We start from the raw sequence: 15,038 nt of genomic DNA, 5'->3' as shown, positions 1-15,038 counted from the left end.
CCCCCACATACTTTATTAGTGATTTCATCCCACCCCGAATCGCTATGAGTCTTGCTTGGTTATGGTAATAACCAAAAAAAGACGTTATGATTAAATTTTACTCTCGAACCAATTGTTCAATTGGTTTCTTGCTTGGGGTTATTATTCCCAATATCAAATTCAAAAGCTTTGTTGTAACCATAAACTGGGATTTATTACTTACCAGTTGTCAACACCCCAGCGGAATGGGGCAAGTTTTTTCGAATCCTTCTATTGGTCATAGAAGTAGTTTGAAGTCGATTTTGTTGACTTAAATTCTCTGCTACTTAGCTTTTCCGAAAACTGCAATAAATCAAAATAATAACCGCACCCTACAAACCTTTAATAATGGCTAAATCAAATAAACACAACCTTATCAAAGAAAATTCACGGACTTTTTTTAGTCTGATTTTCTTTATTCTATTGTTCACCTTTTTCAACATCCTGGAAGTTAACGCCCAAATAAGTTTTGGCTCAAGTGGTCTATCTGGAGAATCATCAAACAATCCAACTTCACTTCAATTTGGACCAGATGATAGATTGTATGTATCTCAACAAAATGGCAATATTTATGCATATACCATTGTACGTAACGGTCCAGATGACTACGAAGTCACAAATACCGAGCTTATTGATTTAGTAAAAGGAATACCTAATCATAATGACAATGGCTCAAGTTCAAGTAATAACAATAGGCAGATTACAGGTATTTTTCTAACCGGTACAGTATCAAACCCTATTTTATATGTGAGTTCAAGTGATCCTCGAATAGGTGCTGGAGGTGGAGGTAATGATATCGGACTAGACACCAATTCTGGAGTTTTATCAAAACTGGAATGTACGGGAGGTATAAACGGTTCAGGCCAATGTGCAGGATGGACGAAAATTGACTTGGTAAGGGGTTTACCAAGATCTGAAGAGAATCATGCAGTTAATGGAATACAGATAAACGAGGTTAGCAATACGTTATATTTGGCGGTTGGCGGTCATACCAATGCTGGATCACCTTCAAATAACTTCGCATTTACCACCGAGTATGCTCTCTCGGCCTGTGTTGTAGAAATTGATTTAACTACTATTGAATCGTTGTCAACAAAAACGGATTCTGAGGGCACCTCATACAAGTATAATCTACCTACACTACAAAATGTTAGCAAAGCGGACCTTCTTGCTAATGGCAATGACCATCCGGACCCTTGGGGAGGTGATGATGGTCTAAACCAAGCGATGTTAGACCCAAACGGTCCAGTACAAATATTTGCTTCGGGATTTCGAAATTTATATGATGTAGTCATAACCCAATCGGGAAGGGTTTATGGAGTGGATAATGGTGCGAATGGCGGATGGGGCGGTTTTCCAGAATATGAAGAATCGTATGACGTAACCAACAATTTCATTTCAGGGGAACCAGGATCTACCCAGGTGAATAACAGTTCAATTGGAGTTGGCCCTGATCCAGCTACCTATCCCAATACGGTCACGCTGCACGATGGGTTAAATGGAACTGTTGCCAGTGATGGTATTCCCGATGATCAAGTAAACAACAAAAACGGGCTACACTTAATTACCAAAGATTACTATGGTGGGCATCCCGCCCCTATTCGAGCGAATCCCAATGGTGCCGGTTTGTATTACAACGGAACCTTCTATGGCCCTGGCAATTCTAACCTACCTGCTAGTTGGCCTCCTGTTACAGTGGCTAACCCTGTAGAAGGTGATTTTCAAAACTCGGGCGTTGATGATGGTACTATTGCAAATTATGGACCCTCAACCAACGGCATTGCGGAATATACTGCAAGTAATTTTAACGGAGCGATTCAGGGTTATCTTTTAGTAGCATCCTTTAACGGTAATATTTACCAAGTAGAACTAAATGCAGATGGGACAGTGGCATTGAACTGTCCATCAAACCCAATCAATAATTGTAGTATTTCGTCTGCATCATTTGCATCCGGTTTTGGGTCACAACCATTAGACGTAATCGCACAGGGTGATAATGATATTTTCCCAGGAACGGTCTGGGCCGCTACCTATGGTGCTGATAATATCACAGTATTTGAACCTCAAGATTTTGGCAATTGTGAGGGTATAGATGATGACACCATAGATGAGGATGGTGACGGTTATACCAATGCAGATGAAATTGATAATGAAACCAATCCATGTTCAGCTGCAAGCCAACCCGCAGATTTTGATGATGTAGTTGAATTTAATGGTTTTAAAAGATCAGACTTGAACGATATTGATGATGATAACGATGGTATTCTTGATGTTGACGATGCCTTTTGCTTTGATGCCGACAATGGGTTGGGGGAATATGGCGAACTACCAATACGATTGGACTTATTTAACTCTGAAGGCTATGGCTTTGGTAGTCTTGGTTTTACGGGTATCATGACCAACGGAGTTGATGACTATTTTCTTTTGGTAGAAGATGCTGGAGATGAATTGGTTTTTGGTGGTACAGCAGGAATTTATACGGATCCTTCGGTTGGAGGTGGAGATGCTTTTACTAATGTCAATACTCAGAAAAATGGCTTTCAATTCCCTGTAAGGGTAGATTCCAACACTGGACCGTTTACGATTTTGGGTCAAATCAATGGACCTTACTTTAACAATGCTGCACCTGCAAATTTTGCCTCACACGGTATCTTCATGGGTACCGGAGACCAAGACAATTATGTAAAATTGACATTGAGAAATAATAATGGTAATGTTGCTTTTCAGGTGTTCTTTGAAAATGGAGGATCAAATGCAAGTGATCAATTAATCAATGTGCCTGCCTCCATTTTGAATGAATCTGCAATTGAGCTCTATTTTTCTGTAGACCCTGCTACTGGGGTGGTACAAGCAAAGTATGCCACAGGTGGTGGGCAGCCGATAAACTTGGGTAATCCTATTACTTTGACAGGAAATTTGCTTACAGTGGTACAAGGTAACTATAATATAGGTGGGGCAGCTTCAACTTTAGCTGTGGGTACAATCGCTACTTCCACAGGCGCAGCACCTGAATTTGCAACCAGTTGGGACTATTTTGAAGTAACTGTTGACCCGGCAGAAACAACAGCATTTGTGGAGGTTGCTACGGGTAACATTAATGGCTCTACTTTTGGTAATACTTCCTTTAATATTGAAAATACCGCTTCAAATGGGGCCTCAATAACGAATGTCACTTTTGATTTATCTTCTGCAATTATTCCCGAAGTGGTCTTTGACCCTAATGGATCAGCCGGTGATGCGACATTTAAGGGATTTACACCTAATAATGGAACAGATACAGCAACCGGAGTTTCGGGCCATACGTTTACCGATGCCTATGAAGGTGGTTTTTATGGTCTAAGTATAGATTTTACTTCAGGTCAATTTACACAAAATGAGGTTTTACAATTTGGGTTGGATATTGATCCTATCAGTATCAAGGGCGGTTCCGCTCCTGGCCCGAATGAATCAGGTAGTGTTTCAGGCCTAGAATTGGCTGGTGCTAAAGTCACAGTCACTTTTGATACAGGAGAAACCTGGGAAGTGGAATTGGTTGCAGATATTACTGGCGATGAAGGCACGAGCAATGTTATTGTAAAAAACGCATTGCTTGAAACCCCCACCATTTCAATGGAAGGTGTTCAAAATCAGTCAGTTACTTCTGATGCAAATCAAACAATAACGGTAAATGGTCCGGTAGGGGCGAATGTGAGATTACTGCAATTAGAGGCCGGCCTTTTTATTGAAGATTTGGACGGCCCGAATGCGGGTGTGGGCTATGACATAGACCCCTGGGAGGTAAACAGCGTGATTTTAATAAATGAATTTACCAGTACAATTAGTAACTCATTTACAGCTGATTTTAATGTTGCCCTAACTGATTCTGACCCTGAAGCAGGTTATAACCTATTTGCAGCTGTCGTAGAAGATGAAAATGGATCAAGCCTTGTATCCAATATTATCATAGTAGAGTTTGACGTAGACCTATTGCCTTCAGAAGAAATTCGAATAAATGCTGGAGGAGCAGGGTATACGGATGGCAACGGCGATGTCTGGTCGGCAGATCAGTTTTTTGTCAATGGTTCGGCATTTCCTTCAGGTGGACCTAGTGGAGCTGCTATTGCCAATACAACAGATGATTTTCTGTATCAAACAGAACGTTTTAATGCAGCACTTGAATATGCAATCCCTGTTGCAGGTACTGGACCTTACGAGGTAAACCTTTACTTTACAGAGCTATACTTTGGCGCGCCCGGAGCAGGATCTGAGGGGGGAGATGGATCAAGGATATTCGATGTGATTATTGAAGGAAATACTGTTATTTCAAACTATGATATACATGCGGAGGTAGGTGCCCTATCGGCAGTCATAAAGTCATTCAGTAATATAAATGTTATAGATGGAATCTTGAACATTTCCCTTCCCGCCTCTGTCAACAATGGTAAAATTTCGGCCATTGAGGTATTGTCCTTCGAAGACAATGGAGGTGGTCCTGGAGGACCAATTGTAGTTACACCTATTCCCAACCAAATCAATAACGAAGGTACCGAATCTGTGGTTGACGTGACAGCCACTGGTGGAGACGGAAATTTAATTTATACCGCACAAGGCTTACCTCCTGGTCTAGACTTGGAACCTACCAACGGAGATATTTTTGGCACTATTGCACCTGGGGCAGCTGCGAATTCTCCTTATAATGTAACCATAACCGTGGATGATAGTGATGCAGAAACCGATGATGCCCAGGTCATTATTTTTGCATGGGCGGTGAATCCTGTTGTTGGTGGGATTGAACAAGTTCTCTATAGGGTGAATGCAGGTGGGCCAATTTTAGGGGCTGCTGACGGCTCCTCACCAGATTGGGCCGCTGATGAAGGTAACTTTGGTACAGAGGGAAATTCAACATTTTTAACTGCAAATTCCACAGGTGGCAGCACCTACGCAGGAACCGCTGGAAGCGCACATCCAGGTTCCATTATTATAACGGATCCTTCGTTGGGCGGTTTTCCCGAGATTCCCACAAATATTTTTAACACAGAACGATTTGATGCAGAATCCATACCTGAGATGCTCTGGCAATTCCCGGTAGAAGCTGGCACACAGGTAGAAATTACATTGTTGTTTGCGGAGTTATTTGGAGATATTACAGCAGCAAATCAACGCGTATTTGACGTTTCAGTTGATGGTGTGGTACCACCTATTTTTGATGATTTGGATCCTTATGCCATTGCAGGACCAAAAGGTGCTTTCGTACGCTCATTTGTTACGACCTCCGACGGCATCATCGATTTGGAATTCATTCATGGCATTGAAAATCCTGCTTTAAAGGGTATTCAAATAACGGCCTTGAATTTTACAGGTAATTTACCCCCGACAATTGCAACTATTTCAACTCAAAACAGTGTTGAAGGAGAAGGTATTAACCTTCAGGTCAGTGCTGTTGATGATGATAATTGCGGTTCGTTCACCTTTTCCGCTTCCAATTTACCACCAGGTTTGTCAATAGATTCGGCCACTGGTGTTATTAACGGAACCCTGGAAACGGGAACAGGAGGTACAGGAGGTGTTGATGGTGCATTTATAGAAGACAGCGGTTTGGTGATTATTGAAGCCGAAACCGATTTTACTGAGACTCCCGGCGGATGGAATTTGGAATCTGGAACCCCGAGCTTTTTAGTCGGTTCCGCAAACAATTTCGGTAATGCAACTGGGGGGCAGGTGCTGACCTATAATGTTCAAATTACCACACCTGGAGTCTATCGTTTTCATATGAAATCTGAGTTCCAAGGGTCCAATGCTACAGAGGAAAACGATACCTGGTTTAAAATAGACAATACGGCTGACGTTCATTTTTTCTGTGTGCAAGGGGGTAATCTTACCAGCACTGCTGAATTTGAAGGAATCCTTGGTGGTGGTGCCGGCAAGACCATTTACTACCCAGCAGGTAATGCACAGGGCAGGCCTGACCATGGTAACGAAAATGCAGGGAGTCAGGGATTCTTTAAAATCTACCGTAGTGGTGGAGGTGGTAATAAGTGGGATGGTCAGACCATTGACAACAATGGTTTCCCTGTATATGCCTATTTCCCTAATGCCGGGACTTTTAGTATTCAAATGGGAGAACGATCTGCTGGTCACAAGGTGGACCGTTTTGCCCTGACACAAATTGATGTTGTTGGAACTGGTGAACCAGTAGCAACTTTAGATGGTGAACAGTCCACACAGGTTGTTGGAGGTTCTGGGGGCGCTTCAGTTGGAAGTCCTTATGCCGTGCAGGTTTCGGTTGCAGATAATTGCAGTCCACCTGCTTCCTCTGTCTTGAATTTCAATTGGTTGGTATCCCCTGGTCAAACGGGAACGGGTGCTGCTTTCTTGGCAGTTAACCCCGGTGGAGAATTGGATATAAGTACTTTCGGAAATAACTCCTTCCAGTTACAGAATAACGGTAGTGTTGATATCACCCGTTTGGAAATCGAATCCAGTACTGGGTATATGTTTGATATCGTTTTTGACCCTGTGGGTACCGCCGGTGACAATGGTGCCAAATGCTTAACTACGGGAACTGCCGGTAATACTGCAGCTGAAGTAGGCTTGACCGTGCCTGGCGATGGGGGTCCTGATCCAGAAGATTGTGTAGACGTCTTTTTCAACCCACATAATGGAGTGAATGACGAAGAAGGTTATGATGGATTGGCATTGGATTTTACGGATTTTAATCCGGGAGAACTCTATGCCTTTGGTGTCGATATGGATCCCACGAGCATAAAAGGCGATTTAAGCACTGGTGATTCAGGTTCAGTTTCTGGATTTGAATTGATTGGAGCCAAGGTAACGGTTTTCTTTGCCAATGGGCAGTCGTATACTTCTACATTATGGGACGAAGGCTCCTTAGGTGGCTCGAACACCACGGTTACCGAAAACACCTTGGTTTCGCCCGCCATTTCGATGGCTGGGTTAACAACACCAACCTCAACGAATGTTACAAATCAAAACATAGCGGTTACAGGTACAGCTGGTTCTACTGTATTATTGCTTCGTGTTGACGCACGTTTGCATATTGATCCGGGAAATCCAACAGTAGGTTATGACGTAGACCCCTTTGAGGCCAACGAAGCCATGACCAAAGAGCTGTATTCAGTTGTTTTGGACGGAAGTGGTAATGGGAATATTCCAGTAGTACTAACGAAGACCTTAGGAATAAATGGGCAACCTGATGGTGGACTAAATCATTTTATTGCCGTGACTACCGATGGTAATGGCGTTTATAGTGAAGCCTCCAATATTATTGTGGTTGAGCTGGATGATACCTTGCCCGGGGTCCCATCAGCTTTAATCGAGGTGACCCCTGAAACAGGATTGGGCAGTAGTACTTTTGGTGGCAGTGATAAGTTCATTATCACCAACACCTCATCAGGTAGCGTTCAAATTACCGAGGTTACCATAGATTTGAGTACTTCAATTTTACCAGATATCATTTGGGATCCTGTTGGAAGTGGTGGTGACGCTACTGCGCAGTGTTTTAATGCAGAACCTACATTGGCAACGGCCGTAGGCTTGGTGCCTTTTACAGATAATTGTGTTGATCCTTTTAGCGTACCAAGAGAAGGAGGTTTTGATGTGTTGAGCATGAGTTTTACCGATTTCAACGCTGCTGAGAACTTTACTTTTTCTGTCGACATTGATCCAAATAGTATTCAAGGTGTCGCTGGTGCAGGAGGTGCTGGAAGTGTTTCGGGATATGAGCTGACCGGAGCTACCGTAACTATAACCTTCAGTGATGGCTCAACTATCATAAGCAATATCTATGAAGATGGTAGTTTAGGTGGAGGCCAAACCGTGGTGGCGCCTAATCCGACTGTAACTCCATCAATTTCCCTTGCTGGACTTGGTTCAAACCCTACAACGGTAAATGAGTTGAATCAAATTATAACGGTTACTGGTAACCCCGGTGATAATGTTTCATTACTTCAAATGGATTCTAGATTGTTCATTCAATCGGGAAATCCACCGTTCAATGTGCCAGATGAGACGTACTATGCCAATGAAGCGATGAGCGGCAAGACCCTTTATGCCGCGGTTATCGGAGCAGGGGGTACCGTAGATATCCCGGTTACTTTGTTGGTAACGACGGGTGATCCCACTGGAACTCAAGATGGGGGCTTGAACCAATTTATTGCGGTTACCTCTACCATACCATATGCAGTAGATCAGCAGGTGAGCCAAACCTCTAATGTACTCACCCTATTGTATGATGAGAATTTTGTTCCCGGGGATGAGGTGACCATCAGTTATGCATTACAGGGAAGAACGGACCTAGCTGCTGATATGGAAGTTGCTTTTTATCCTGTTGGATCTGTTACGCCAACCTATGAATTTACTCCAACGGGTTCTGCCACGGGAGAAGTCACGCTAACCGGTATTGCTCCGGGGACCTATCAATTGGCGGTGACTAGCCTCAAATATTTACAAGTGGTACAACAAGTAACGGTAGTGGAGGGAAGTAACACCTTTAATGTGGGTGAATTGCTTGGCGGGGATGCCAACAATGACAATGCAGTGACTGCATTGGACTTCTCGGCCTTAGCAACGTCATTTAACCTTTCAAGCGGTGATACTGGGTATAATGATGGCGCTGATTTCAACGGGGATGGCGCGGTTACTGCCCTCGATTTTTCAATACTGGCAACCAACTTTAATGTGAGCGGTCAACAACCTTCAGAATAAAAAACACTTAAAATGAACAACCATTTAACAACAATTGCTATGTTTTTTACTAACGAATCATCCAGAATAGGGAACCCAAAAAAGTGGTCATGGATTTTCTGCCTATTGTTTACAATAAGTATGCAAATTACCCATGCACAGGCCGACTTTGTAATCACTCAGGCAGCAAACTCTGGTAATGTTGGCGATACTTTTACGCTGACGGTTTCTACCCAAACTTCTACAAATCAACAGATAGACTTGGCAGAAGTTCATTTGTTATTTGACCCTTCTGTTTTGGAGGTAACAAACTTGACACCCTTTGGTTCGAGTGAGGGTCTGTCGATTCCCTTAGTTCCAGAAGTTTTCGATAACAGTGCTGGGACTATAGATTACGCAGCTAGTACTTTTTTCAATTTCCCAGTTGCAAGTTTCAATTTTTTGGAAATTCAGTTTACTGCAATAGGACCTGGCACATCATCCTTGGATTTTGTTTTAAGCCCTAACCTTCCCGCGTCAATCATGACTTTTGAAGCTAACAGTGTTTTAGGTACGGCTACAGGTGCTAGTATAACGGTGGGAAACGTTAACCAAGACCCCACAGCTAGTTTTATGGCTACGCCAACCTCAGGGGATGCTCAGCTATTAGTTAATGTGGATGCAAATGGTTCTTCTGACCCAGAAGATGGGACCAATTTAGCTTCGTATTCCTGGGACTTTGGGGATGGCAATAGTGATACAGGAATAACCGCTTCCAATACTTATATCAATCCAGGGGAATATACCATTACCCTAACGGTTACCGATCAAGATGGTGGCACTGATACAGCTACCGAGACAATTACGGTCAATGCGGTTCCAGTGAATTCGGCTCCTGCGATAGCTGCGATAGCAGACCAGATCGTTACTGAAGGGCAAAGCTTAAACCTATCCGATATTATTGATGTGTCCGACGTAGATGGAAACTTGACATCGGTATCCATATCCTCCTCCTCTACGGAACCCCAACTTTTGGAAAGTACAAACGTCAGTCCGCAAACAGACCCGTTTCCTTTTGACGCCTCTGGGTTTCTTTCGGAAACAAATACACTCAATACGGGAACAGATTACGAATCTGATTTAACGTTTTCTCCAATATTTGGTGATGGAGGTGGGGCCAATGGTGATGGCAATGGCACCTATGATATTACGGTAACTGCTACTGACGCCGATGGGGAATCTAACGTTTTGACTTTTCAACTAACCGTATTGGATGCTCCCCAGCCGATTTCTGATTCTGGAATCACCATTGTTCAGGCCGAGTCTTTTGATAACCAAGGAGGCCCATCAGGAATTGGGGTAGAAGTAAACAATCCTGGAGTGACAAACATTGGCTTTACCAATAATGGCGATTTTGCCACTTATCAGATTAATGTGCTTTCCGCAGGCACTTACGATATCACGTTTAATGTGGCTAGAAATCCAGCTACTGCTAAAAGTATGACCGTAAAAAGCGGAGGCAATACGCTTGGCGTTGTTGATGTTTCAGGAACGGGTGGTTGGCAAACCTACATCCCAGTGCTATTGGAAGACGTTAGTTTGTCTGCTGGCGTACAAACTTTTGAATTGGTTTGGGAGAACGCAGGAGGAAATTTTTATTTTAATGTTGACAATTTCCAGTTTGAGCTTGTTGCGACCAATTCTGATAATGTACCTCCAACAATTACGCTGATAGGTGATAACCCCCAAGAACTCAACCAAGGCGATAGCTATATAGAATTAGGTGCTATCGCGAATGACGACTTGGATGGAGATATTTCTGATAATATTGTAATTGATGCCACTGCCGTCGATATGAATACGGTAGCTAGTTATAATGTAACATACAATGTAAGCGATGCTGCTAATAATGCGGCAACGGAAGTAATACGAATTGTAAATGTGGTGGCATCGGTCAACCTCCCGCCTACCATTGAACCCTTGGTAGCTGTTGTGGAAGTCGATGAAGGAGGGACTATCAACTTTGACATCCAGATAAATGACGATACCAATCCCGCGGCAACTATAGTAATCTATGACAAAAGTGATCCTACCGGTCCTAATACCGATCCCTTTACCTCTAACACGCAAGTGACAGGATTTACCTTTACTCAAGGAGCAGGAGGCTTGTACAACTTCAACTGGCCTACCTCTGTGGGAGATGGTCGTTCTTACTTGGCAAGGGTTACAGCCGATGATGGAGTAAACGGGGCTGTTACACAAGACTTTACCATAGATATTGCCCAAGATATTCTAGATGGACCCATTTTGGCCAAAACCTTCGGGAATCCCTTACCTTGGTATGGACCGAATCCAAATGGTACCCTTGGTAGGAATGTTGCCATTGAAACCAATACTAATCAGAACATCGGTTATATAGGACCAAATGAATTTGTAGATTACCTTATCGACGTTCCCGCAGCGGGACCATACATCTTTCGAATAAATGCTTCCAAAGGGAATGGCACCAGCGGTTTGCTTACCATTTCAGAGGAAAATGGCGGTGTGTTCTCTTCTATTGGGAATGAAACAATCAATCAGAATGGATGGACAACCTTTGAGGATTATACTATTCCGGTTGTGTTTGCCAATGCAGGGCTACAAACCTTGCGTTTTAACTTTGGGGGAGGAATGAATATTCAGGAGTTTCAATTTACAGTCCCATCGGGAAATCTTCCTCCTGTTTTTACCACAGAAATTACTGATCAGTCTAACCTAGAAGGGGATTCTCCATTAGGGTTGGCCGTTGCAGTAAATGATCCTGAAGGAGATGACGTAACTTTCTCAGATAATGGAAGCTTACCTCCTGGCTTGAGCATCGATCCCAATACAGGAGCCATTTCAGGAAGTATTGATGTGGGGGCTGCTGCTAATAGTCCTTATACCATTGAAATTACGGCTACTGATGATGGTAATCCAGTGGAATCTGCAATTTCTACTTTTACATGGTCGGTTAATACGGCTGTGGCACTTCCCTTGTGCATCAATTCAGGTAATCAGGGAACTATTACTGCTTTTGGAAAGTCATTTGCGGCTGATCAATATTTTGGAACACCAAGTAATATCTTTAATAAGCTTACTACTTCTATTTCAGGGACTACTCCCAATAGTGGAGAGGAAGATTTATTCCAGTCTGAGCGATTTGGAGACCCTTTGAGCTACGCTATCCCGACAGGCAATGGTAGTTTTAGCATTGAACTTTATTTGGTGGAATTATACATTGGTTCTACCGGCGGAGGTTCAGCTCTTGGAACAGGAGATAGAATTTTTGCTATAGAGATAGAGGGAAATTCAGAAGAAACAGGTATCGATTTATTTGATACCTATGGCCCCTTAGTAGCAGTTACAAAAACTTTTAATGTTACGGTATCTGATGGCATCCTAAATATCGATTTACCTCCTTCTGTAGATAATGCCAAATTAGGGGGTATCTGTATAACAGAAACCGCTAATTTTTCCCCTAACCAGGCACCTACTGTAAGTATTGACCAAGTAGATTCTATATTAGACTGTGAAGGAGATGGAGAAGACGTTACCTTAACTGCCTCAGCGAGTGATGCCGAACAGGGAGATATGAGTGCCGTTATTATCTGGAAGGATAATGCCGATAATGAAGTAGGTACCGGAGCCACTTTAGAACTTACTGGGTTTACCGGCACAGCTACCTACACCGCAGAAGTAACGGATGCTACGCCTGCTACAGCTACAGAGTCCATTACCGTTACAGTTATACAGAATATGGCTCCAACTATTGACCCCATTGTCGCCACTCCAATTAGTATTACGGTAGGGTCTTCAGTAAGCTTGTCTACATCAGCTGCTGATTCCGAAGACGAAAGTGTGACCATAGAGTGGTCTTCAGACATAGAAACGGTAAGTGCATTAGGTACGGGTGAAAGTATTAATCCTACTCTTACGGTTGTTGGAACACATACCATTAGTGCTAGTGTAACCGATGCTTGTAATGAAACAGCAACTGTAACAACAACGGTTGAGGTAACAGCGGCTTCCAATAATCCTCCAGAGTTCGATGGATTTATCAGTCCAGAGCAAGGTCTTGTACTAAGAGACTGCTTAGATGACGGTGAATTGGTAAATCTTAACGCCATATTTACGGATGTAGAAGATGATGCCAGTTCAACGCCGTTGACGATTCAATGGTTTGATGGCACCGCCCCATTGGGTACGGGCAACCCGATAAATGATATATCGTTGGCCATAGGCACACACGAAATAACCGCAGTTGCAACCGACTCAGGTGATGAAAGTACCACATCCACTATACAAACGGTAGAAGTAATCGGTGCCCCAGAATTTACCAGCTATGTTGGCACAGTGGGTGGTAATCCACTACTGAATGCCACTATCGATGGCCCAGATATTACGGTTTGTTGGGATGTAACCAATCTTGACCCTGGGGGACTTGCTGGTGAGCATTTTCATCTTAGAATTGATGACGATGCCCCAGGTCAGTCCACTGGTTCGGTAAACGGTGAACCTTACGTAAGGATTAATACGGCTTCAGGCTGTTTTACATTTACCAATGTCTCCCCTGGTCCACATGAAATCAGCTTCTATGGTGCTCAAACAGGACACAACCAAATATGCGAAAAAACAATCGTGCCAATCACGGTTGAAGACAATACAATACCCATAATAACATTGAATGGTGATTCCACTATTGATTTGATTGAAGGTGATACATACTTAGAGCAAGGAGCAACTGCCGATGATTCCTATGCCGATGGTGACCTTACTGAGAGCATAGTCGTTGGCGGTGATGTTGTTGATACGGTGACCCCTGACAGTTATGTGCTTACGTACGATGTTAGCGATGCCGCTGGCAATGATGCTATTCAAGTCACGAGAACAGTAAACGTAAGTACAGCACCTGTAACAAATGTGTTTTTTGTCGTAAACCCCGAAACATCGAATGTAACCGAAGGGGCTACTTTCTCCGTTGTAATTGAGGTGCAGGCCAACGATCAACAAATTGATTTGGCCGAAGTGCATTTGACCTTCGATCCCACCATTGTTGAAGTTAGTGGTTTGACAACAGGAACCACCCTTCCGGCACCATTGGTACCTCCAGTATTTGACAACACTTTGGGCGCGATTGATTATAGTGCTGGTATAACTTCCAATTTCCCTTCGGGCACTTTTGATTTATTGACGATAGAGTTTGAAGCGGTAGGATCGGGTTCCACGAATCTGTCATTTGTGGATCCAGATGGACCAGCTTCAACTACTGCAACTTTTGGTGCAGCTAACGTCCTGACGGGTACAACGGGAGGCCTCATAAATATTCCAGATGTGACTCCGCCGACCATAGCTTGTCCTGAGGACCAAACGATTTCCCTTGACGAATTCTGTAGTACTACAATTCCAGATTTTACGGGGTTAGCCACCGTGAGCGATAATCAAGACCTTAATCCCTCTTTGACACAGAGCCCTTTGCCTGGCACTGTTGTGAACGGTGCGGATGTGATTGTAATTATCCTGACTGCAACGGATGCAGCGAACAATACAAATACCTGTTCGTTTAATTTGGCAGTCGAAGACATGACGGCTCCTATTTTGGTATGTGGTGGTAACTTCTCAGGGGATAGTCCTAGCGGTCTGCCATTGGTCTTTGAGATTGTACCTCCTTCGGTAACTGATAATTGCGATGCCACACCAAGTCTTTCAGGGCTGTTGACTTTTCCTGATGAAACGACCCTGGTACTGAACGATCAAACGGCTTCCTTTGATTTCCCACCCGGCACAAGTACCGTTTTATGGACTTCTTTGGACGACGCAGGGAATCCAGGAACCTGCAGTCAAACGGTAACGGTAAACTTTACCCCTAGTTCTGACAGTAATATACTTGTCTTTGATATTACGAATCAAGTTGGAAATACCACTATCGATGGTACCAACATAAATATACTAATGCCCATTGGCACCAATTTGAGTAGTCTAGCGCCAACCATCAGTATTTCTGAATTTGCTACCGTCAACCCCGCAAGTGGAGATTTAGTGGATTTTTCGCAAGGGGCAGTGAATTATGCCGTAACTGCTCAGAACAATAGTCAAACGGTTTATTCCGTTTTGGTCGAGAATGAGCCTGATATTATTCCTCCAGTGATTACCCTATTGGGTGCTGACCCGGTAGAACTCAACGTGGGAGATGTCTACACGGATGCTGGTGCGACTGCTCTTGACAACTTGGACGGTAACATCACAACGAGCATTGTGACCGTTGGGGATGTTATTGACACCAACGTACCGGGCATGTATACTGTTACATATAATGTGAGCGATTTGGCTGGCAACCCCGC

At 43.5% G+C, this 15,038-nt stretch carries 2 protein-coding genes; both read left to right on the top strand.

Annotated features, from left to right (window positions below):
• The first annotated feature begins 366 nt into the window (after positions 1 to 366).
• A complete protein-coding gene (locus RM706_RS15725; protein ID WP_311353225.1) occupies positions 367 to 8,721 on the top strand; it encodes a malectin domain-containing carbohydrate-binding protein in 8,355 nt (2,784 codons plus the stop codon).
• Positions 8,722 to 8,733: 12 nt separating this feature from the next.
• Positions 8,734 to 15,038, top strand: a 6,305-nt coding sequence (locus RM706_RS15720; RefSeq protein ID WP_311353224.1) for an immunoglobulin-like domain-containing protein, incomplete at its 3' end; no start/stop codon positions are given.

The organism is Croceitalea rosinachiae, from assembly GCF_031846445.1.
GTDB lineage: Bacteria > Bacteroidota > Bacteroidia > Flavobacteriales > Flavobacteriaceae > Croceitalea > Croceitalea rosinachiae.
The sequence above is the reverse complement of the archived record's forward strand: the minus strand, read 5'-3'. Positions and strand labels throughout refer to the sequence as shown.

Excerpts from the sequence above, each read along its gene's own strand:
- RM706_RS15725 (WP_311353225.1), top strand. The coding sequence starts at position 367 with ATGGCTAAATCAAATAAACACAACCTTATCAAAGAAAATTCACGGACT.